Below are 21,779 nucleotides of genomic sequence, written 5' to 3' on the forward strand. Positions count from 1 at the left end.
AATTTGTTGTTTTTTAGTTTGTTACGAGTGGTTTCGGGCTTCAATGAAAAACTTAACATTGGCGAATAGGTTTTTCAATCTATCTTTGTTTATTATTTTTTGATGTTAATTTAATGATTTAATAACATTGAAAATTAGTGAAATCAAATTTTAATTTAATCAATTTCTTAAAATTAACACAATAATGGCAGAAGAAGTGCTTACTAATGAAATCGATCAGGAGGTAAATACAGATACAGTTATCTCTACTGATGAAAATGAGCAAAAAACGGCTCAAAACCAAGAAGCGGAATCAGTTGCAACTGAAGCTACAGAAACTAAACCAAAACCTAAAAGAGCTCCTAGAAAAACAGTTGAAAAAGAAGCTGTTGTTGTAGAAGAAGAGGTAAAGGAAGAAGAAGAGTGGGAGGAAATTGAAGAAGCAGAAGAAGTAGTTTCATCAGAAGAAGGCGCTGCTGAAGAAAATGAAGATAAATCTAAAAACGATAAGAAGAAGAAAAAGATGAAAGAAAAAGAGAAAAAACAGCTAGCTGAGAAAAAAGAAAAATTGAAAAAGAAAAAAGCAGTAGCTAAAAGAAAAGAAAAAGCTAAAGATGCTAAAAAAGAGAAAGCTAAAAAAGCAAAATTAAAAGCTAAAGCGAAAAAGAAAGCTAAAGCTAAAAAAGCAAAAGATAAAGCAAAAGCGAAAAAAATTGCTAAAAAGAAAGCTAAAAGAACTAAAGCAAAAAAGAACAAAAAGAAATAATTGTTGATAGTTTAATGGTTGATTTTTAATTGAAATTGCTATTGTCTATTGAAATTTCATAATTGTTATTGCAAACAAAAAGTGCCTCTAATTTGAGGCACTTTTTGTTTTCTTTTGTATAGCCAATCGGTCAATTTTCTGAAGAAATTCGGGATCAAATTGCGAATAGGCTCTTAATCTGTATTTTTCGTCGCGCATCTTCATGACCAGACGTATTTTCTGAACCATTAACCAGATGGGTTCGTATCTTTTATGTCCTAATAAATATTGAATTTTAAGAATCGACATTTTTCTGTGTGTTAAAGTCATCAATTCAATACAAATCATCCAATATCGTATGGGTAAATTAGAGTTTTCCATCACCGTTCCGGATCGTAAACTCATGCGGCTTCGGCATTTTCTGCATTGAAATTTTAAATCATTTTGTCTGAAAGAATGAACGTCATGACCGCATTTGGTGCAAATAATACCATTTTGTAAGCGCTGGTTTTTCAGCTCTTCGATGCAAGTTGCTTCGTCTGGATATTTTTCAAAATACGCTCTTAATTCCATTTATACCGTTAGTCGTTTTCTTGTCGAAATATAAAATATTTTTAAAGAAAAGCAAAAGCCGTTTGGTGTAAAATAAAAAAGGAATACTCAATTTGAATATTCCTCTTCGTTAGGGCAATAAAATGCAGGTACTACAATTTTGTTGCGATTTCTTTTTTGTATTTATTCAAAATCGATTTTGTCATACCTAAATTAGCTTTTGTAGAATCTACAGCTAAATAAATAAAGTATTGTTGATTGTCAGAAACGTCAATAATATGTATCTGAGAGCTCAGCGTAATCATAACATTGTCAACAACCTGACCTTGTAAATTTAGAGCCTTGATAGCATTCATTTTAGCTTTAACCACTTCAAGATTATAAGCCGATGCTAATTCAGGATCAAAATCTGCAACAACAGACTGAGAGTAGTATGACATACCGCTAGCGATTTCAGCTACAGAAACAGCGATAAACCCTGGGACGTTTTTTTTTAGGTCTTCACCAAATTGAGTTAAAAAATCAGACATAGTGCTAGAATTTTAATTTTGTATAAGAATTGAATTGTTTTGGATTCGACAAAATTAATTATACAATATTATTTAATTATCCGCTTTTCGTACCTTTTTTTAGTTTAAATGTTAAAAAGAATACGAGGGGATAATGGTTCATTTTATGATTTTTTGAATTTCATTTGATTAGGAGTTCAAAATGAAATATTTAAAAGAAAAATGCTTCTGAAAAAGCATATTCAGCAATTTCAAAAGCATTTTTAACAAAGTGAAAAAAAATAATTTTTTACTTAATTTCTGTGATAAATTCGTCTTGTGGTGTTCTTACTTTTTTCAAGTTAACCAACCAGTCGTTTGCTTCATCTCTATAACCAAGAGGCAAAATCAAAACACTTTTAAGACCTAGTTCGCTTAAGCCTAAAAGTTTGTCTACTTCGGCAGGAATAAAACCTTCCATTGGTGTAGCATCTACTTTTTGTTCTGCAGCAGCGGCAACAGCGGTTCCAAGAGAAATATAAGCTTGTCTTGCAGCGTGGTTTGCATGCCATTCTTGTCCAAGAGGTTCGTACATTCCCCAAAGTGTTTTTTTGTAATCGTCCATTGCATTTGCAGGAATTCCTCTTTCAGCAATTGTTCTGTCAAAAACAGCAGAGATTCTGTCTAAACTATAACCGTCCCAAGCAGCCCAGATTAAAACATGAGAAGCATCTGTAACTTGACTTTGGTCAAAACTTACGGCTCTGATTTTTTGTTTTAAATCTTCGTTTGTAATGACAAAAATCTTATAAGGTTGTAGTCCTGAAGAAGAAGGAGCTAATTTTGCAGCTTCCAAAATGTAATCTACTTTTTCTTGCGGTACTACTTGTCCGTTCATTTTTTTTGTAGCATAACGCCACTTTAGTGCATCTATTAAGGCCATTTTTTTGTACTGATTAAAATTATGTTTCAAATGTAAAGACTTTAAGTGTATTTTTGTCATCTAATTACCAAAAGTAACTGTAACATCGAGGTAACTAACTAACACAGTATGATAAAAGAGGCTTTACACGACAAAAAAACATGCAGCAAACATATTTTGGCAGTACATGATGCTATGGATATTTTAAACGGAAGATGGAAAATTGCAATTATCGCTTCTTTGTGTTTTAATACTTTGAGATTTACCGATTTATTGAGGGAAGTGGAAGGAATTTCGGGTAAAATGTTAAGTCGTGAACTAAAGAATCTCGAAGAAAATCAGTTGGTTACGCGAACTGTTTTAAACACGCAGCCTATAACAGTCGAATATCAGTTGACTGAATATGGCCATACTTTAAAAGAAGTTATTAATTCTTTGGCAAAATGGGGCGCTAATCATCGAAGAAAGATTACGGGGAAGGAATAAAGTATTCAGTCTCAGTTTACAGTCTCAGTTACAGTCTTAGTTTTCGTTTTTTAGTTCTATCGCTCTTTGGAAAAATCCTTGGCGGGTTAGATTTTGTTCTGCTTCTTCAATAGCTTTCAAGAGATTGTTTTGTGTATTTGTGATTTCGTTTAGCGTTTTGTTCATAATATCCCAAACGGGTTTCATTTTTTCAATCAATTCTTTCCCTTTTGACGTTAAGATAATGAGTCTTTTTCTTTCGTCCATTTTATCTTTTTTGGAACTGATTATTTTTTGTTTTTCCAATTCTTTTAATAAACTAATCGTCGAAGGGTGACTATAGCCAATTTCATTGGCGATTTCTACCACACTCAGCATTTCTTTTATGTGTAATGTGTAAATTACAGGAAACCATTTTGGTTCAAAATCAATATTAAAATAGGTGTAAATCTGAGCGCCGTCTTTTCTTAACTGCTCGCTCAGACGCTGTAATCTTGTGGATATGGCCAAAATGCCGATTTCGTCAATTATATTCATTATGCTGGATTTAAAGTGAGTTGGCAGAAAACATTATCAGGTTTCATTAATGGAAAATCACTTGGAAGCGCTTCTTGTGGAATCGTGATAAAATCATTTTTTTCGTAAAAACGTAAAGCAGCCTGCAATAAAGTTACAGTGCCTAAATATAAATTTTTGAGACCGTTTTCTTTGCTGTAAGTGATTAATTTTTCCAATAATTGCTGGGCAATTTGAAACTCTTTACCTCTGAATTCCTTCTTTACAAACATTTTTCTAATCGCTCCGGCTTCGGTATTAAATTTCACCAAGGCAATTGTTCCGACTAATTTATCATCGATAAAGGCGCCAAGAAAAATACCACCAGGTTTAAAATAAAAGTTTTCAATATCCTGTAAATCGGGCTGATCTTCTAAAGTTATAGGAACATTAAACTCTTTTTGTTGAATGTTTAAAATCAAATCTACGATTTCTTTTTCGTACTCATTTTGTATAGGTTGAATCTGCATTTTATTCTGGAATTTAATATGAGTACAAAACTACGTAGTTAGCTACATATATACAAACAAAAAACTGCTGAAGATAGCAGTTTTAAGTGTTTTTTATGATTTTTACAATTTATTTTTAAAAGAATTATTCTTTAACTAAAACAATTACAGCCTTATAACCTGTACCAACATTCCATTCGCTTGACGAAATAACTTGGCCTTTGTCGTCATAAACTTTAAATTCGGCTGTATTTGGAGAAGCAAAACCTTCATTCAAAGCTTCAATATCAATTTTATTGATTCCTTTTTCCAGATTTATTTTGACACTTTTAAAATCGCCATTTAGTAAAACTTCTGGTTCAATTACTTTGTCATTTAAATATACTTTTACTTTATCACCGTCTACAAAAGCCGCATCACGATACATAATGGTAGAAGTCACTGCAGTAGTATTGAAGTTTCCTAAAAATTGATTTCTTCTATAAAAAATCCCTTCAACATTTGCTTCTTGTTTGTATAAGTTGGTATCCTTAAAAAGTTCATCTGGATTTACCTGTAGCGGTGCGGGTTTTTCTATTGGTGCAGGCGGATTTTCCTTTGGAGCTGCTTCTTTTGGCGGAATAACTTCTTTTTTATTAGCATCTTTTGCAGGAATGGATTTGAATTTACTATTCAACTCCTGCGAAAATCCGTGTATGGAAAAAGTGGTAAGGGCAATTATCAAAAATATTTTTTTCATTTTTCTGTGGTATTTAAAAGGGGTATTTTTTTAAGATTAGATGCATCATAATCTTTCTATATAAACATTTTTTAAACCGAAATATTGCCTTAGAAAGAACTATTTGTATAAAAATTAACGTTCTTTTTGACTTTTTGCAAATTGAAAGTTTGCCACGAATTACACGAATTTGCACGAATTAGATTTGAAGCTATAAAAAAGAAATTAGTGAAAATTCGTGTAATTCGTGGCTAAAAAAATCTACAGAATCTGCAGGAAAAATTATTCTCTCGCAGATTTATCAGATCGAGCAGATAAAATTTTGATGTAAAGAAAATGTTTTCTAGTTTTTGTTTTTAAAATATTAATTGTCAATGGTTTATATTTGTGTTTTAATTAAATAATATCGGTTATGATTAAATTTAGTTTGGCCTTTCTTCTATTTACGATTGGTGTTTTTGCACAAGAAAAAACAGTTGATGCTAGTATCCGCAAACAAATTGAAGATTACAATACTTTGTTTGGAACAGCTTTAGTTGAAAATAATAAAGATGTTGTTTTAAAATCATATACAGACCAAACTGTATTCATGCCGGAACATAGCAGACAAAGAACGGGGAATAAATCAATTGCCGATTTTTATGTACAATGGTTAACGCAAGCAAAAGTCAATTCGTACCAAAAAACAATTGTCGATTTACAGGATTTTGGGGATTACGTTTTAGAAATTGGGAATTTTACAGAAAACCTCCATTTAAAAGACTTGAAACCTTATGTTTATTCGGGAAAATATATGGTGGTATTGAAAAAAGCTTCTAAAAATAAAATGACAATCGCAGCAGAAATCTGGGGCGCAAACAGTTATTTCGATGATCGATTTATTCCTAAAATTGATGATTCAAAAGTTCCTACAACAAAAGAATTTATTTCATCAGACAAAACCATTAAAGAAGTTATTGCAAGAAACGCTTCTATTAAAAACTTGGTTCAAAAAAGGTTAGGGGCAGAACACGCTAAAATGTTTATGCCAGATGCGATGTATTTAACATATTACACTCCGATTCTTTCGGGAGAAAAAGAGATTACGGCTTATTTTATCGAACATGAAAAACCAGGAACTTTGAGTATCGATCAAATTTCTATTGAGACTTCGGGCGTTATTGTTGCCAAAAAAGCAATTATAGAATTTGGTTTTTATAGTGTAGACTGGAGCGATGGAGATAAAAATGGCAACGTAAAAGGGAAAAGTATTAATATCTGGAAACGAAATAAGGATGGACAATTAATGCTTTTTAGGCAAATGGTGAATCATGACTAATAATTTTTTTTGATTCATGAATCTCCTATAATTGACAAGCTTTTACAGTGATTTCAGACAATAAATTTACTAAAAAAAGCAAATTTCAGCTTGCAGAGCCAATAAAGCGTCCTATATTTGCGGCTGATTTTGGTCTGTTTTTTCTTCAGAAAAAATAGTTAAAAGGGAATCAGGTGCAAATCCTGAGCAGACCCGCTACTGTAAGTTCTACACAAAGTCTTTAAACATTACTAATGCCATTGTTCCGTTTTTGGAGTGAGAAGGCCGTTTAAAGATAGAATAAGTCAGGAGACCTGCCACGATCACATAGTTTAAAACTTTCGTGGTATGAAGTTGATGACAAAGATAATGACCAGCTGTTTTGCAGCGGGGTCAATTCTACGTTTGTATAATTACTACATCACTGAAAGTTATTTTTTTAATAAGTGATGTGTAATTTTGAAGAAATCTCTTTTAACTATTTTTATTCTAATTTTTCCTTTTTGGCTTTATTCCCAAGCTGTAACTGACAGTTCGCGGGTTTTAAAAGAAGTTGTTTTAAAAGGAAAACCTTATCAGGAAGTGATTCCTGTACAAAGCCTTTCGGGCGTTCTGCTCGAAAAACTGGCAAGTCATAACGTGGCCGATGCTCTTCGTTATTTTGCTGGAACACAAATCAAAGATTATGGCGGTGTCGGCGGACTTAAAACGGTTGACGTTCGGAACATGGGAACGCATCATGTCGGGGTTTTCTATGATGGAATCCAACTCGGCAATGCCCAAAACGGCGTTACAGATCTTGGAAAATATTCGCTTGACGATATGGAATCGCTTACGATGTACAATGGTCAGAAAAGCGAAATTTTTCAATCGGCTAAAGACTTTGCTTCGGCTTCAGCCATTTACTTAAAAACGAAACGTCCTGTTTTTATCGGAAATAAAAAAACAAATCTTCTTGTTCGTTATAAAACCATGTCCATTAATTATCATGATCCTTCTTTTAGATGGGAACAAAAACTGAGCGACAAATTGAGTTTAAGCGTTAGTTCAGAATACATCAACTCAAATGGTCAGTATAAATTCAGATACAAAAGAAAAAATCTAGACGGAACAACTGCTTATGATACCACAGCCACAAGATGGAATAGTGATATTGAAACGTTTCGATTTGAATCTGGTATTTATGGAAAAATCAACAAAGGTACTTGGGATGCAAAAGTCTATTATTACGATTCTGAACGTGGTGCGCCAGGTGCAATTGTAGAAAATAAGTTTCGTGACGGCTTCAGACAGTTTGACAAGAATTTCTTCGGACAGGCTTTTTTGACGAAAGATGTTTCTGAAAAGTACAAATTCCAGCTAAAAGGCAAATTCGCTTACGATTATACCCATTACATCGCGAGAGACACCACCAATGTTTTGGGAGAAACTGTAACGGAAGGTGCGCAATCAGACGATAGTTATTTTCAGCAGGAAACTTATTTTTCGGCAGTTAATATGTACAGCATTTTACCTACTTGGGATGTTTCGCTTTCAACCGATTTTCAATACAATAAATTAAATGCGACAAGAAGAGGAATTCAGACGCAATTTTCTTTTCCAGAGCGTTACACCGCTTTGGTTTCTTTGGCTACTTCTTATCGTTATGAAGGTTTTAAAGTTTTAGGAAATGTATTGGCAACTAGAGTAATCGAAGAAGTAAAGTACAATGCCAAAGCCCCGAATAAAACTGAAATGACGCCTGCTTTATTTCTCGGTTATACTCCTTTTAAAAAATACGATTTCAATTTAAGAGCTTTTGCTAAACGTATTTTCAGAATGCCAACTTTTAACGATTTGTATTATACCATGGTTGGTTCAAGCACTTTACGACCAGAATATATGAACCAATACGATGTTGGTTTTACGTATAATTTCCCCGTAAGGGAAAGTTTTTTCGACAAATTTTCTATTCAGGCAGATGCCTATTATACCAATACAAAAGACAAAATTGTAGCAGCGCCGACAGGAAATTTATTCCGATGGATGATGACTAATATCGGACAGGTAAAAGGAAAAGGAATTGAAACAGTTCTTAATGTAGGAACTCATTTCGATAAATTAATTCTTAATGCAAATTTGACTTATACCTATTCTCAAAGTCAAGATTTTACAAAGGTTGCAGGCTTACAAATGTCTTCTTACGGTGATCAGATTCCGTATACGCCTTGGCACAGTGGCTCTGGAATTTTAAATGTGGGTTATGAGTCGTGGAATTTCAACTACAGCTTTATTTATGTTGGAAAACGCTACAACGGAAACGTCAACAATATCAAAGTAAACGAAGTACAGCCTTGGTACACACATGATTTGGCGGTTCAAAAAGCGTTCACTTTCAAAACCTACAAAATGAATACAACAGTTGAAGTCAATAATGCTTTTAATCAACAGTATGAAGTGATTTACAATTATCCGATGCCAGGCAGAACATTCAAATTTATAATCAGTTTTGAGTTATGAAAAAGAGTTTTATAAAAATAATATTAGGTGTTTTCATTGCCATTTCTCTGGTTTCCTGTCGAGAAGACGAAACGATATTTCTTTCTTCGGATGTTCAAGTTGCTGCTCCTAGAAGTGACGGAAAAATTGAAGGTTTCTATCTGCTCAATGAAGGAAATATGGGAATGAATCGAGCGAGCATAGACGTTTTTAATTATCGAACAGGAAATTATACAACCGATGTTTACTCCGAACGAAATCCGTCAGTTGTAAAAGAATTGGGTGATGTTGGAAATGATATTCAAATCTATGGAGATAAAGTTTATGCAGTAATAAATGTTTCTAATAAAGTAGAAGTTCTGGAAAAATGGACGGCAAAACGCATCAAAAAAATCGATATTCCAAATTGCCGTTATGTGACTTTTTACAAAGACAAAGCCTACGTGAGTTCTTATGCCGGACCAGTAGCGATTAATCCAAATGCTGAAATTGGTTTCGTTGCAGAAATTGATACGACTTCATTAGAAATAAAAAGAAAAGTAAATGTGGGTTATCAGCCTGAACAAATGGTGGTGCATAACGGAAAATTGTATGTAGCAAATTCTGGTGGCTATAGAGTTCCAAATTACGATCGAACCGTTTCGGTAATTGATTTAGAAACCTTCACAGAAATCAAAAAAATAGATGTCGGAATCAATTTGTACAGTATGAAAATTGACAGTAGAGGCGATATTTATGTGAGTTCAAGAGGCGATTATTACAACACACCATCCAATCTTTTTGTAATTGATACCCAAACCGACGAAAAGAAAATGCAACTCGATATTCCGGCTTTAGGAATGTGTTTGGTTGACGATTTGCTTTATTACTACAGCGTTTCTTGGAGTTATGTCACGAACAGCAACAAGATTACGTACGGAATTTTGGATACTAAAACCAAAAAGATAATCAGCGACCAAATTATTACTGATGGAACGGACAAGAAAATAATGATTCCGTACGGACTTCAAGTAAATCCTGAAACGAAAGAAATCTACATTACCGATGCTCAAAATTATGTAGTAACAGGTTACATCTATTGTTTTACGCCTGATGGAAAATTAAAATGGAAAACTACAGCGGGAAATATTCCGGCACACATTGCTTTTATAACCAAAAAATAGAAATATGAAACAACAATTTTTAAGGTATTGTCGAATAATACTATTGGCTTTTGCAGTACTAACACTGGCAAATTGTTCAGGTGGAGATCATGATAATTCGGAATCAGGTGGCGGAGAAACAGCGGTAAATGAATTTAAAACGACTCGTTTTGCAATAGTTTCTTTAAGTCCGAAAACAACTGCAAGTACAGATGCAGTTTATAAATGGGAAATAGAAAATGTTTCTTCAGAAAATTATTCTTTAGTAAATACCACTTCCAAAGAAGCTTTATTTGCAGCTGCCGCAGAAGGAAATTATGTATTTAAAGTAACCATTACTGATAAAGGAACTACACAAACGCAAAAAGTTACGGTTGTAATAAGTGCTGAAGCCAAAGAACTAAAAAGTTACATCTCTAAAGTATTTGAATTTCAGCCTGCACCAGGGCAATTTGTAAATGATCTTCCTGTGGCCAATGATGGTGATTCGGCTGATAGAATATTGACGAGAGCGAATTCGTATTTGGCGAAGCAAAATGGAGATCTTATTTCGCTTGGCGCTTTTGGCGGTTATGTCGTTTTTGGTTTTGACCACAGTATTGTAAATATTAAAGGGAAACGTGATTTTCGAGTTTTAGGAAATGCTTTTTGGGCCGATGCCAATCCAAATCCGGATGCGGGAATGAGAGGCGGAAGCAGTGAAGCAGGCGTAATTATGGTTTCCTACGATAAAAATAAAAATGGACTTCCAGATGACGAATGGTACGAAATTGAAGGTGCTGGTCACAAAATGGAAAAGACGATTCATAACTACGAGATTACCTATTTCAGACCAGATCCAAATAAAACGCCAGTTTCAGGAGGTGGAACAGGAACGGTTGTTTTTACGGATATGGAGTATATCTATTGGAAAGATAATCAAGGAAAAGACGGTTATTTGGTTCAAAACAATGCTTACAATCATTCTTTAGATTATTGGCCAAAATGGCAAAAAGATCAATCCAGCATCACTTTTAAGGGAACGAGATTACCAGACAATGCTGTAGATGAAAGCGGTAACGGAAGTTATTTTGTTCAATATGCTTTTTTATACGGTTATGCTGATAATGCTCCAAACAATGACAACGATTCAGCAATTGATATTGACTGGGCAATTGACAGTAAAGGAAATAAAGTACAGCTTCCAGCAATAGATTTTGTAAAAGTTTACAATGGACTAAATCAGCAAGCAGGATGGCTCGGAGAAACTTCAACCGAAATTATGGGGGCAACCGACTTGCATCTTTTGGGAGAAAATATTCCAACGAGATAAATATTTGTGTGGAATTTTTTAACACATAGATATAGTTTTTGGAAGCTTTAAAAAGGCGTTTCACTTGTTTAAATGCATATAGTAGACTATGTGAAAGAAATAAATTTCTCTTTTGGGATCTCTTTAGACTTAAAAATCTATGTTTCTATGTGTTAGGATTTAATTTAGACCAATTTCGCTCAATGTATTTTAATTAATATCAAATCAATTTATTATACCAATTATGAAAAAAAATGTTACCCGAATTTTAGCGCTGGCATTTGCATTTGCTTTTATCGGATGCAGCAGTGATGACAAAGACGAAAATGCGAATGTGATTGACATTACGCTTCAGGAAAAGTATGAAACACCAACTTTTACGGTTTTAGACATTACAGCTTCTGATGCTGGTGCGACAGCAAAATACGAATGGATTATGACTAAGAATCCAGTAAATCAAGTAACCGATTCAATTGTTGCAGATACAAAAGACTTACGATTTACAGCAATCTATGCTGGTTCTTATGAATTTACATTGAATGTAACGGCAGACAATAAAAAGGGAAGTAAAAGCACGATTGTGAATGTGACAAATGAAGCAACAAATTTCAATCCGTATATCACTCGCATTTTTGATTTTGATCCTGCACCTGGAATGTTTGCCAATGATCTTTATAAAGATGGAAATTCAAAAGAAGATGTTATGAAAACCGCTTTAGGAAGAATCAACGAAACCAATATTGGTTATTTGTTAGACTTAGGAGGTTTTGGAGGATCAATTGTGGTTGGTTTTGATCACACTGTCGTGAATGTTACAGGCGCAAATGATTTTAGAATTTACGGAGGAGATGTAACCAATCCGACAGGCGCAAAAGGAAATCCGCCAGCACCAGGATTAATTTTTGTGGCTTATGACAAAAACAAAAACGGAAAACCAGATGCAGACGAATGGTACGAAATAGCAGGAAGTCAGCATTCTAAATCGACTACAATCAAGAATTTTAAAGTTACTTATAAGAAAAAAGCAGCTGGAGAACCTCTAGTAACTTCAAGTGCGCTTTGGACAGATTATGAGCATGTTTATTGTGAAAACAGTAAAGAAGATAAATATTATCTGCCAAGACCAAGAGGTAAAAAAGAATTTTATCCATTATGGGCAACTCAGACTACAGTGAGTTATGAAGGTTTAAAATTGGATGTAGACTTTAAAACGGCACGTGCTGGACAAACAACACTTTGGTATTCGACTCCTCCAGAATGGGGATATGCAAATGCTATAAATCCAGATATCGATATTGACTGGGCGGTAGATAAAAACGGAAATAAAGCCAATCTTCCAGGAATCGATTTTATAAAAGTAGTGAACTGCGTGAGCGAACCAATGGGACTTTGCCAGCAACAATCTTCAATGGCAACTGTTTTTGCAGGAGCAGGAGACCTTCATATATTAAAAAAGTACAACTTAAAAAAAGCAAACAAATAAAACCATGAAAAAGTATTTAAAATATAGTTTAGTTCTAATTGGTTTAGTTGCTTTTTATGCGTGTAGTAATGACGATTCTAAACAAGAAGAGGTTGTAGAGCCAGTTAAGGATCCTGTAATTGCTGTAAAATTAGCTTCAGAATTCGCTGTACAGCAATATAATGTTGTAGAAATTACTCCAGAAGTAGCTATCGAAAATGCCAACGGAAAAACAGAAACGTATCAATGGTCGATTAAAGTAACAGGCAAAGATGGTGTTGCAAAAGATTCTATTATTGGTGATACAAAAACGTTACTATTTATTACGCCAAAAGCAGCAGATTATGTAGTAGATCTTAAGGTAAAAGTAGATAAAATTGAGAAACAAGCTTTGACAAAAGTAACGGTTTCTGAAACGGGAAAAACTTATACAGCAAAAGCTTTAACACTAATTGATTTTTTACCTGCGCCTGGGTTTAATATAGATAATTACAGCACAAGAGAGGAAGCTTTTGAGGCCGCTCAGCAAAGTATAAAAGAGGAAGGTGCTGTTGCTTTGGGAACTTTTGGAGGATATATTGTAACTGCTTTTGATCATACGGTTGTTAATGTTTACGGAAAACGTGATTTTACCGTACAAATGGCAGCTGGAAGTACAACAATAAAGTTTTCTCCTGTAAGTATTGCAGTTGCATATGATGCGAATAAAAACGGAAAAGCAGATGAAAATGAATGGTATGAAATTGCAGGAAGCGAATACAACAAATCGACTACCGTAAAAAACTACGAAGTAACTTATAGTAAGCCTAATCCAACTGCAATTCCTGTAACGGGAGCATTACCTTGGCAGTATGATACCGCATATCTTTCATGGACAGATAATAAAAACGGATCTGGTAAAATTACAAAAACACTTACTCGCAGAAGAGTTAACTATTATCCAGAATGGCAGGGCGACACCTATACTTTAAAAGGTACAAAAATATTTATACCAACAAAAGATATTAGTGATGGTGCTGGTACAACTTTTAATATTGGAACTTTTGATTGGGGATACGGCGGTATAAAAGATCCGTCAATTGATATTAGCTGGGCAGTAGATAAAGATGGAAAAAAAGTGTATTTGCCAGGAATTGATTTTGTAAAAGTATATGTGCCAACATTTACTGCAGTGGGATCAGGTGATTTGGTGACGGCTCTTTTTGAACAAGTTTCAGATATCAATTTTCCAAAAAAATAAGAACTGAATTTAATCCCTAAATTTTATAAATAATGAAAAAAGTAGTTTATTTTTTGACCTTGGGTCTAATGTTAGGATTTTCATCCTGTAATAGTGAAGACGATGTTTTAAGCAACGAAAGTGCTGTATCGGTAGTAAATCCTTCAACAAAAACAGCCAGAACGGCAGTTGCAGATCCTGCAATCGGAACGACAACAACTCTTAACTTAACGAGTGCTTTGTTAAGCAGTGGTATTACCACAACAGGAGGGAAGTATTGGGAAAACACCTATGTTTCGAACACCAATTTAAATGTAGATATTTTTACATTTTCACACACAGGAACTTCTGCAGGCTATAATTATTGGGACGGATTTATTGTTTCAAATGTAAACGATATTACCAATTACGGTTCTGGCAACGGAGCAGGAGGATCAGACGGATGGGTGGCTCATCAGTGGGGAACAATGGCTGGTAGTGGTTTCGGAACTGCTTCTACAACTACGCCGGGAACACCTGGAACTTCTGGAGATCCTTATATTGTGGCGTATTGGTCTAGTTATTTAGATCCTGTAGCGCCAGAAGGAACTACTTTCTCAGAATCAGGTTTTTCAAACTGGATTAAAATTGGAAATATTGGATCGTATAAAGTAGAAGGTTTAAAAATCAACATGCATCCATGGCCATATTACGGTTGTCTTTACGGAGACGGATTTGCACAACCATTTGCTTCGGGAGACCATTTCGAACTATTGATTTACGGTGTTGATGCTAGTGGAACAATTACAGCTCCAGTAACACAAACTTTGGCAGATTACACAGGATCGTCTTTAGTGATGCCAACAGGATGGGTAAGTGTTGCAGCAACTAAACTTCAGTCTTTAGGAAACGTTCAATATTTGGTTTTTCAAATGGCTTCAACAGATTCAGATCCGATTTACGGAATGAATACAGCAGCTTATTTCTGTTTGGATAAACTTTCAGTAAAAAGAATCAATTAAAATACTAAAACCTCTTTGCAAATTTTGTAAAGGGGTTTTTGCTTAAAGATGAGTATATTTACTTTTAAAACAATTTAATTATGAAAGCACTGATAATTGGCGCAACTGGAGCTACTGGAAAAGAATTGGTTGATCAACTTTTAGAAGATAAAGACTATACTTCTGTTTCCATTTTTGTGAGGCGCCCTTTTGGAAAATCTCATACTAAATTGATCGAACATGTTGTTGATTTTTCAGATGTAAATGCTTTTCAGGAATTAATTACGGGAGATGTTCTTTTTTCTTGTATCGGAACAACCTTAAAAGATGCAGGTTCAAAAGAAAAACAATGGAAAATTGATTTTGATATTCCGGCCCAATTTTCAGCCATTGCTAAAACGAACAAAGTAAATTCTCTTGTATTGGTTTCTTCTTACGGAGCTTCGTCCAAAAGCAATGTTTTTTATTCTAAAATGAAAGGTGAACTGGAGGAAAATTTAGAAAAGCTTGATTTTCCTCAATATATCATTTTCAGGCCTGGACCTTTAATTCGTGAAAACACGGATCGTGTTGGTGAAAAAATATCGGTTAGCGTTATTAAAATTTTAAATGCAATTGGACTTTTTAAAAGCTTAAAACCTGTAACTACAGCATTTTTAGCTGAAAAATTAGCAAAAGCTCCAAAAGTAATTCCGTCAGGAACAACAATATTAGAATTGAACAGTATTATTACATTGTGATTTTCTAAAGTTCAATTATAAATCAAAAAAGCGCCTCTTTAAACAAGAAGGCGCTTTTTCTTTATAAATCGAAAACAAACTATTTTTTATCTTCAGATATAATTAAAGTTGACGGAATATTGGTCAACCATGAACTTTTTGTATCCATGAGATGTTTCCAACCATCGATTGAAATAAGCATAAGATCCTGCTGATCCAGAAAATCTTTTTCAATGGATTGTTCTTTTCTTAATATAAGCTGATTTGGTGCTGCTTGTTCCATCAGTCGGATTTTTTCTTTGGTATCAAGATCTGCAGTAATTTTTCCTTCAACATCCAAAATAAAAATTCGTGCATCAATATTCTGAACAAATTTCTGAACATAACTTTGAATTAAATCCCAATCTTTCAAATTGTAAAGAGGAATAAAAATAGAAGCAATATCCGTTAGGTCTTTATCGATTAAAATACCAACAGGAATTTGTGATTTTGCAATAATTTGGCGTGTTCCGTCGTCAAAAGGAGCCGATTCCAGAATGTTTTCTTTCCCTGTCACTGTGTTAATGATTTTTTCAGGATTAATAATACGTGTTGTAAAGCCTAATACACGGCCCAATAAACTTCCTTCATAAATAGATTGTCCAACACCAACCAGTAGTAAGTCATGTTTACTTTTGTTGGCAACATTTACAATTTCGTTATCAATATCAGCAGAAGCTTTAAACATTGTAGTAATGTTTCGGTTTAAAACTAAAGATTCCTGAATAACATCTTTAAACTTTTCTGTTTCATAGACATCTGTATTGTAATGATGCAGTTCTTCGGTAGGAAGAAAATGCATAGCAGTAATTTCAGAACTTTCGGCTCTTTTATTGGTAAGTCCGTCTGCAACTTTCAATAAAGCTTTTCCAGATTCTGGACGATCAAAAGACAATAAAATTCTGTATTTGTTTTTTAATGCAGTGTCTTCTTCTGTTTCTTCTTTACTCGATCTAAATATCCAGTTTATAAAATCTAAAGTTGGCCCTGTCATAAAAGTAGTAGCAAGTGCCATAATTACAAACATAGAGAACAATTCGGGACTTAAAACTCCTAAATCGTAACCAATATTTAGGGCAACTAATTCTGTTAAACCTCTTGTATTCATTAATGCTCCGATCGATAAACTGTCTTTCCAGTTTTGACCCACAAATTTAGCGGCAAGCGTACTGCTGACAAATTTTCCCACAACAGCCACCGTAAAAATTAATCCAGCGATTTTCCATAAATAAGGTTCGTTTAATAAACCAATCTGTGTTCTTAAACCTGTAAATACGAAGAACAATGGTAATAAAAGTACAAGGGCAACGTCTTCAACTTTTTCGATAAATAGATTTCTAAATCTGATATTTTCTGGCATAATCGCTCCTGCAATGAAAGCTCCAAATAAAGCATGGATTCCGATAATTTCTGTTAAGTAAGAAGAAACTACAAGCGTTAAGAAGAAGATGGCAACAATCGGTTTGCTCAATTTTTCGCTTGTTGCATACAAATCCCCAATTCTTTTCAGGAACGGACGAACTACTTTGATCATTAAGAAAACATATCCTAATGCTAAAAGAACAGTGTACAAAGCACTTCCAAAAGAACCTGCTTTTACAATCGCAATTACAACAGCCAAAATACACCAAGCAGTGATATCGTCGGCTGCGGCACAAGTAATTACGATAGTTCCCAATCTTGTTTTATGAATACCGCGTTCCTGCACAATTCGGGCAAGTACCGGAAAAGCAGTGATACTCATAGCGATTCCGGCAAACAAGCCAAATGATGTAAACTGTACATCTGCAGGGGCAAATTCATCATATATAAAATAAGCTAATCCCATTCCTAATACAAACGGAATGATGATACTCGCGTGACTAATAACAACGGCATCATGGGCTTTGTTTCTTAAAATCTTCATATCGATTTCCATTCCCACGATATACATGAAAAGAATCAAACCAATCTGACTTAAGAACTGAAGATTTCCAAGAGATTCAGTAGGAAATAAAACGGCAGAAAACTCAGGAAAATACATTCCGATTAATGAAGGCCCCATTACGATTCCGGCGATCATTTCTCCAATAACAGCAGGTTGTTTTATTTTAATGCAGATCCAGCCAAAAATACGGGCAACAAAAATAATAGTGACGATTTGTGCTAATAAAAGTGCTAAAGGATGGTGCAGGTTTTTGATAAGAGAATCAAGAAATTCACTCCATTGTGTTTTATCCGAGGTAGGGATTTTTAGATTTCGACCTGTTTCAAGTTTTACTCCCATTTGAATAATCCAATACATCAAAATGGAAAATCCTCCGATAACCCCAATGTAAAAAATACTGTTTCTTAAATTTTTCATTATATTTTTATTTTCTCTCTTTTAAAATCAGTTATCAAAGCAAGAAAAACTTCCTTTTTAAAGAGATTAGTTTATAAAATCGGGGCAATTTTAGAACAAAATTAAGAGGTACCCAATAGGCATAGTTCAATTTTGTAATGTCATGGAAAAAAATTGTAATGAAATAAAAATTAACAGTCCAAACTGTAATACTTCATTCGTTAAAGGCATAATTTTGCAATAAACTCATTGCAAAACAAAGCTTTTAGCTTAAATTGATTTACCTTTGCCTGCTTTTCCTACTATAACAAAATGAGTAAAGATTACCCAATTCCAGACAACGAATTACAACGTTTAGCTGCTTTAAAACGTTATAATATACTTGATACACTTCCAGATCACGCTTTTGATGATGCAACAAAATTGGTTTCTTATATCTGCGGAGTTCCTATTGCCCATATCTCTTTTATAGATGAAACCCGACAATGGTTTAAATCTGAAATTGGAGTAGGAGTGTCCGAAGTACCACGCGAAATTTCATTCTGCAATTACACGATTTTAGATACTAAAATTGTAGAAATAAATGATACACATTTAAGTGAAAGATTTAAAGACGATCCTAATGTTACGGGCGGATTTAATGTGAGATTTTACGCTGGAGTTCCTATTACTACACCAGATGGTTATAATATAGGTACTTTGTGCGCTGTAGATCATGTTGTAAAAGAATTGAATGAAAATCAACGTAACGCACTTTCTATTGTTGCCAAACACGTTATGGCACAATTAGAAATTGGTACGAAGAATATTCAATTAGAAGCTCAGCGAAAAATTGCAGAAAAAGCAGTTTTGGCAAGAGACAGTTTTTTGGCCAATATGAGTCACGAAATTAGAACACCTTTAAATTCTATTATTGGTTTTACCGATCTTTTGGCACAAACAGAATTGGATGAGGTACAGCGTGATTATATCGAAAGTGTTCAGATTGCGGGAGAAAATCTGCTTTTGATTGTAAATGATATTTTGGATCTTTCTAAAATAGAATCAGGAAATTTAGCTATTGATTCTGAACCATTCAATTTAAAAAAGACTTTAAAGCACGTTTATAATTTATTAAAAGTAAAAGTCCAAAAAGATGTTGAGTTTAACCTCTTTTTAGATGCCGAAATGCCAGATAATGTGATTGGAGACCAAGGAAGGTTAAATCAGATTTTGGTTAATTTGGTTGGAAATTCCTTGAAATTTACAAATGAAGGCGAAGTAACTTTCTCAGTAAAAAAAATAGAAGAAACAGAAGATGATTATACCCTTAAATTTTCTGTAAAAGATACTGGTATAGGAATCAACAAAGACAAACTGACTACTATTTTTGAACGTTTTACCCAAGGCGAAGAAAGCACCACCCGAACTTACGGAGGTACTGGATTGGGACTTAATATTGTAAAACAGTTGGTAGAACTTCAATATGGTGAAATTCACGTAAAAAGTACACCAAATCGTGGTTCTGAATTTTTCTTTATTCTGAAATATAGAAAGACGGATCAAACAGAAGCAGCTCCTAAACTTATGACTAAAAATAGTTTAGGTCAGCTTAAGATATTACTTTGCGAAGACAATGCATTAAATCAGAAATTAGCCAAAAGTGTGATTACTAATTTTGGTTTTGATCTGGATATTGCTCATAACGGTGAAGAAGGTATCGAACTTTTATCGCAAAACCATTATGATCTGATTCTAATGGATCTTCAAATGCCTGTAAAAGATGGTTACCAGACCACAGAATACATTCGTAACGAAATGGATTCAAAGATTCCAATTATTGCTATGACAGCACATTCGTTGGTAGGAGAGCAGGAGCGTTGTTATAAATCAGGGATGAATGCTTATGTACCCAAACCTTTTAAACAGGCTGTTCTTTTAAAAGCAATAAAAACAGTTATGAATCCAGATTTTGAGGTTACTCCGAAAAGAATTATAGATATGTCTTTTTTAGATGAAATGGCTTGCGGAGATCCAGATTTTAAAAAAGAAATGATTCATCTTTTTATTGATAAAATTCCAGATCAGAGCGCACAATTAGAACAAGCCTTTCATGCAGGCGATCACGACACTGTAAAAAAACTGGCACATAATATGAAATCCAGTTTGGATATTTTTATGCTGGAAGATCTTAGTAGTTGTGCTGCAATTATTGAAGAAGAAGCTTCAACAGGAAAATTTACAACTGAAACCTTAGATAAAGTAAATGTATTACATTGTGGTCTTAGTGAAGTCGTTAAAATTCTAAAGGAGTTATGATAAAAGAGAAATAAGCCCTAGCTTTACAAATAGATGTTATAAATTAAAGTTTGCCCCAAGTTTAAAATTTTAAAAAAATGAGAATTATTTTAGCTGAAGATAATGATATCCTACGCAAATCGTTATCTTTTTTCTTAGAATCAAAAGGATTTAATGTTGACCAGTTTTCTGATGGAAAAGATGCCCTAGACGCAATCGAAACCAATAATTATGATTTAATCCTTACGGATATTAATATGCCAGGAAAAAGCGGAATGGAAATTACGCAGTATGTAAGACAAACCATAAATTCTGAAACTCCTATTATTATACTTACTTCTTCAGGTGTTGAACAAACAGAATTAGATTCTTTTGACATAGGCGCAAACGAATTTATTGCAAAACCAGTAAGCCCTGCGGTGCTTTTAGTGCGAATTAATAAATTACTAAAAACACATTTCTAATGAAGTATATCTATTATTCTATAATACTACTGTTTATTTCTTCTTTCGCTATTGGACAGGAAATTAATCCAGAAGAAACTTTAGCAAATGTCAAACGTGAAGTTGAAAAAGGAAACTACGATAAAGCCTTATCACTCATAGAACCTTTGCGTGCGAAATATCCTCAGGATGAAGATATACAAACCTACACTGCTCGTATTTACAGCTGGAAAAAGGATTATAAAACTGCTATGAAGATTTTAACTCCAATGACAGACAGAGTTAATCCGAATCAAGAAGCTTTACAAGCTATTGTTAATGTTTATTTCTGGACAGAGCAATACGAAAAATGCCTTACCTATTGCGATAAATATCTTGTTTTAGATCCTAAATCTATTGATGTTTTAAAGATCAAAGCGACTTGTCTGGAAAAATTAAACCGAGATCAAGAAGCATTAGAATTGATAGAAAAATCAGCCTATATTGATAATAGTACTCAGGCTTTTAAAGGAATCCGAACGCTTATTGGTCACAAATCAAAAAATGCCGTTTCTGTTTCTTATTTAAATGTTTCGACTTCAGAACCGGGACAAGCTCCATTTCATTATGGTTATGTTGAATATTCACATAAATTCAATAAATCTGCCCTTGTAGGTCGTGCGAATGTAGGAAATGTTAGTAACGATACTCAAGCATTATTTGAAGCCGATTTTTATCAGACCTTTTCCAACAAAAGTTATTTGTATGCAAATGGAGGTGTTTCTACTGGCGAAACAATATTTCCTGTGGCAAAAGCAGGTTTAGAATACTATTTTAAGCCATATAAAAAGTTTGATTATTCACTTGGTGCACGTTTTATGCATTTTGAATCAGACGATATTACATTGCTTACAGGACAATTGGCTTACACAGCAGGAACTTATACAGTTGCTTACAGACCGTATTACGATACTTCAAACGAATTGTTTTCTCATGTTTTAAGCTTGCAGAAAGTAAATGAAGAGAAAGAAAGTCTTTTAAGATTTGAACTTCAATATGGAAACGTTCCGTATTTGTATCTGTACAATAATTTTACAACGCCATTAAAAGCATATCGAGCAGGAATTCAGTACCAGCATCGTTTAGGTGAATCGTTTTTTGTACGCCCAATATTCCTTTACGAAAGAGAAGAATATATACCTGGAGAATATAGAAATAGATTCAACGTTCAATTGATTGTAACGAAACGTTTTTAGT

General features: G+C 33.9%; 20 protein-coding genes and 1 riboswitch. Of the genes, 13 read left to right on the plus strand and 7 right to left on the minus strand.

The annotated features are described in order from the left end of the window. Nucleotides 1–184 precede the first annotated feature (184 nt). Nucleotides 185–745, plus strand: a complete 561-nt coding sequence (locus VGE71_RS14495) for a hypothetical protein (protein WP_331138973.1) — start codon at nt 185–187, stop codon at nt 743–745. Between the two features lie 87 nt (nt 746–832). Here VGE71_RS14495 and VGE71_RS14500 read toward each other — a convergent pair whose 3' ends face one another. From VGE71_RS14500 to VGE71_RS14510, 3 genes are all read right to left on the minus strand, one after another. Next, nucleotides 833–1,297 (minus strand): transposase, encoded by a 465-nt coding sequence (locus VGE71_RS14500; RefSeq protein ID WP_414656175.1) that lies wholly within the window; start codon nt 1,295–1,297, stop codon nt 833–835. Between the two features lie 131 nt (nt 1,298–1,428). Continuing rightward, nucleotides 1,429–1,806, minus strand: a complete 378-nt coding sequence (locus VGE71_RS14505) for a hypothetical protein (protein WP_144213615.1) — start codon at nt 1,804–1,806, stop codon at nt 1,429–1,431. Between the two features lie 268 nt (nt 1,807–2,074). Beyond that, nucleotides 2,075–2,707 carry an NAD(P)H-dependent oxidoreductase gene (locus VGE71_RS14510; RefSeq protein ID WP_331138974.1) on the minus strand — a complete coding sequence of 211 codons (633 nt, stop codon included), beginning with the start codon at nt 2,705–2,707 and terminating at the stop codon, nt 2,075–2,077. A gap of 108 nt (nt 2,708–2,815) precedes the next feature. On the opposite strand from VGE71_RS14510, the gene VGE71_RS14515 reads away from it, so the two are divergent. After that, complete coding sequence (locus VGE71_RS14515; RefSeq protein ID WP_331138975.1) at nt 2,816–3,172, plus strand: helix-turn-helix domain-containing protein; 357 nt, start codon at nt 2,816–2,818, stop codon at nt 3,170–3,172. Nucleotides 3,173–3,208: 36 nt separating this feature from the next. On the opposite strand, the gene VGE71_RS14520 is transcribed toward VGE71_RS14515, so the two are convergent. From VGE71_RS14520 to VGE71_RS14530, 3 genes are all read right to left on the minus strand, one after another. Continuing rightward, a complete protein-coding gene (locus tag VGE71_RS14520; RefSeq protein WP_331138976.1) occupies nt 3,209–3,688 on the minus strand; it encodes a MarR family winged helix-turn-helix transcriptional regulator in 480 nt (159 codons plus the stop codon). Then, nucleotides 3,688–4,176: a GNAT family N-acetyltransferase gene (locus VGE71_RS14525; protein WP_331138977.1), complete on the minus strand. Its 489-nt coding sequence runs from the start codon at nt 4,174–4,176 to the stop codon at nt 3,688–3,690. The genes VGE71_RS14520 and VGE71_RS14525 overlap by 1 nt, the downstream gene beginning before the upstream one ends. Nucleotides 4,177–4,300: 124 nt before the next feature. Then, nucleotides 4,301–4,894: a hypothetical protein gene (locus VGE71_RS14530; RefSeq protein WP_331138978.1), complete on the minus strand. Its 594-nt coding sequence runs from the start codon at nt 4,892–4,894 to the stop codon at nt 4,301–4,303. A gap of 391 nt (nt 4,895–5,285) precedes the next feature. Here VGE71_RS14530 and VGE71_RS14535 point away from each other — a divergent pair, with 391 nt between their 5' ends. The 8 genes from VGE71_RS14535 (at nt 5,286) to VGE71_RS14570 (ending at nt 15,482) form a co-directional block, all read left to right on the plus strand. Continuing rightward, the gene (locus tag VGE71_RS14535; protein ID WP_331138979.1) at nt 5,286–6,191 is read left to right on the plus strand and encodes a hypothetical protein; all 906 of its coding nucleotides are present in this window, start codon (nt 5,286–5,288) and stop codon (nt 6,189–6,191) included. A 113-nt stretch (nt 6,192–6,304) separates the two neighbouring features. Continuing rightward, nucleotides 6,305–6,506, plus strand: a riboswitch (cobalamin riboswitch). 123 nt (nt 6,507–6,629) lie between these two features. Next, a complete protein-coding gene (locus VGE71_RS14540) occupies nt 6,630–8,669 on the plus strand; it encodes a TonB-dependent receptor (protein ID WP_331138980.1) in 2,040 nt (679 codons plus the stop codon). Beyond that, a complete protein-coding gene (locus VGE71_RS14545; RefSeq protein WP_331138981.1) occupies nt 8,666–9,811 on the plus strand; it encodes a YncE family protein in 1,146 nt (381 codons plus the stop codon). The genes VGE71_RS14540 and VGE71_RS14545 overlap by 4 nt, the downstream gene beginning before the upstream one ends. Nucleotides 9,812–9,815: 4 nt before the next feature. Next, nucleotides 9,816–11,102 carry a PKD domain-containing protein gene (locus VGE71_RS14550; RefSeq protein WP_331138982.1) on the plus strand — a complete coding sequence of 429 codons (1,287 nt, stop codon included), beginning with the start codon at nt 9,816–9,818 and terminating at the stop codon, nt 11,100–11,102. Between the two features lie 223 nt (nt 11,103–11,325). Beyond that, nucleotides 11,326–12,564 carry a PKD domain-containing protein gene (locus VGE71_RS14555; protein ID WP_331138983.1) on the plus strand — a complete coding sequence of 413 codons (1,239 nt, stop codon included), beginning with the start codon at nt 11,326–11,328 and terminating at the stop codon, nt 12,562–12,564. Between the two features lie 4 nt (nt 12,565–12,568). Further along, entirely contained in the window at nt 12,569–13,783 is a 1,215-nt protein-coding gene (locus VGE71_RS14560; RefSeq protein ID WP_331138984.1) for a hypothetical protein, read from the plus strand. Between the two features lie 32 nt (nt 13,784–13,815). Beyond that, entirely contained in the window at nt 13,816–14,763 is a 948-nt protein-coding gene (locus VGE71_RS14565; protein ID WP_331138985.1) for a DUF4465 domain-containing protein, read from the plus strand. A gap of 80 nt (nt 14,764–14,843) precedes the next feature. Further along, entirely contained in the window at nt 14,844–15,482 is a 639-nt protein-coding gene (locus VGE71_RS14570) for an NAD(P)H-binding protein (RefSeq protein ID WP_331138986.1), read from the plus strand. A gap of 79 nt (nt 15,483–15,561) precedes the next feature. Here the strand turns inward: VGE71_RS14570 and VGE71_RS14575 are convergent, their stop codons facing one another. After that, nucleotides 15,562–17,844 (minus strand): cation:proton antiporter, encoded by a 2,283-nt coding sequence (locus tag VGE71_RS14575; protein WP_331138987.1) that lies wholly within the window; start codon nt 17,842–17,844, stop codon nt 15,562–15,564. 291 nt (nt 17,845–18,135) lie between these two features. On the opposite strand from VGE71_RS14575, the gene VGE71_RS14580 reads away from it, so the two are divergent. From VGE71_RS14580 to VGE71_RS14590, 3 genes are all read left to right on the plus strand, one after another. Further along, the gene (locus VGE71_RS14580; protein ID WP_331138988.1) at nt 18,136–20,121 is read left to right on the plus strand and encodes a GAF domain-containing hybrid sensor histidine kinase/response regulator; all 1,986 of its coding nucleotides are present in this window, start codon (nt 18,136–18,138) and stop codon (nt 20,119–20,121) included. Nucleotides 20,122–20,198: 77 nt separating this feature from the next. After that, on the plus strand, nt 20,199–20,564 hold the full coding sequence (locus VGE71_RS14585; protein WP_144213587.1) for a response regulator transcription factor: 366 nt from the start codon (nt 20,199–20,201) through the stop codon (nt 20,562–20,564). Further along, complete coding sequence (locus tag VGE71_RS14590; RefSeq protein WP_331138989.1) at nt 20,564–21,778, plus strand: YaiO family outer membrane beta-barrel protein; 1,215 nt, start codon at nt 20,564–20,566, stop codon at nt 21,776–21,778. The genes VGE71_RS14585 and VGE71_RS14590 overlap by 1 nt, the downstream gene beginning before the upstream one ends. Nucleotide 21,779 lies beyond the last annotated feature (1 nt).

It is taken from the genome of Flavobacterium sp. (genome assembly GCF_036405015.1).
GTDB lineage: Bacteria > Bacteroidota > Bacteroidia > Flavobacteriales > Flavobacteriaceae > Flavobacterium.

Bases quoted from the DNA above. Each gene is read 5' to 3' on its own strand.
- VGE71_RS14510 (WP_331138974.1), bottom strand. From the start codon at position 2,707: ATGGCCTTAATAGATGCACTAAAGTGGCGTTATGCTACAAAAAAAATG.
- VGE71_RS14535 (WP_331138979.1), top strand. From the start codon at position 5,286: ATGATTAAATTTAGTTTGGCCTTTCTTCTATTTACGATTGGTGTTTTT.
- VGE71_RS14560 (WP_331138984.1), top strand. From the start codon at position 12,569: ATGAAAAAGTATTTAAAATATAGTTTAGTTCTAATTGGTTTAGTTGCT.
- VGE71_RS14575 (WP_331138987.1), bottom strand. From the start codon at position 17,844: ATGAAAAATTTAAGAAACAGTATTTTTTACATTGGGGTTATCGGAGGA.
- VGE71_RS14580 (WP_331138988.1), top strand. From the start codon at position 18,136: ATGAGTAAAGATTACCCAATTCCAGACAACGAATTACAACGTTTAGCT.
- VGE71_RS14570 (WP_331138986.1), top strand. From the start codon at position 14,844: ATGAAAGCACTGATAATTGGCGCAACTGGAGCTACTGGAAAAGAATTG.
- VGE71_RS14555 (WP_331138983.1), top strand. From the start codon at position 11,326: ATGAAAAAAAATGTTACCCGAATTTTAGCGCTGGCATTTGCATTTGCT.
- VGE71_RS14585 (WP_144213587.1), top strand. From the start codon at position 20,199: ATGAGAATTATTTTAGCTGAAGATAATGATATCCTACGCAAATCGTTA.
- VGE71_RS14520 (WP_331138976.1), bottom strand. From the start codon at position 3,688: ATGAATATAATTGACGAAATCGGCATTTTGGCCATATCCACAAGATTA.
- VGE71_RS14545 (WP_331138981.1), top strand. From the start codon at position 8,666: ATGAAAAAGAGTTTTATAAAAATAATATTAGGTGTTTTCATTGCCATT.
- VGE71_RS14500 (WP_414656175.1), bottom strand. From the start codon at position 1,297: ATGGAATTAAGAGCGTATTTTGAAAAATATCCAGACGAAGCAACTTGC.
- VGE71_RS14515 (WP_331138975.1), top strand. From the start codon at position 2,816: ATGATAAAAGAGGCTTTACACGACAAAAAAACATGCAGCAAACATATT.
- VGE71_RS14495 (WP_331138973.1), top strand. From the start codon at position 185: ATGGCAGAAGAAGTGCTTACTAATGAAATCGATCAGGAGGTAAATACA.
- VGE71_RS14550 (WP_331138982.1), top strand. From the start codon at position 9,816: ATGAAACAACAATTTTTAAGGTATTGTCGAATAATACTATTGGCTTTT.
- VGE71_RS14530 (WP_331138978.1), bottom strand. From the start codon at position 4,894: ATGAAAAAAATATTTTTGATAATTGCCCTTACCACTTTTTCCATACAC.
- VGE71_RS14505 (WP_144213615.1), bottom strand. From the start codon at position 1,806: ATGTCTGATTTTTTAACTCAATTTGGTGAAGACCTAAAAAAAAACGTC.
- VGE71_RS14525 (WP_331138977.1), bottom strand. From the start codon at position 4,176: ATGCAGATTCAACCTATACAAAATGAGTACGAAAAAGAAATCGTAGAT.
- VGE71_RS14590 (WP_331138989.1), top strand. From the start codon at position 20,564: ATGAAGTATATCTATTATTCTATAATACTACTGTTTATTTCTTCTTTC.
- VGE71_RS14565 (WP_331138985.1), top strand. From the start codon at position 13,816: ATGAAAAAAGTAGTTTATTTTTTGACCTTGGGTCTAATGTTAGGATTT.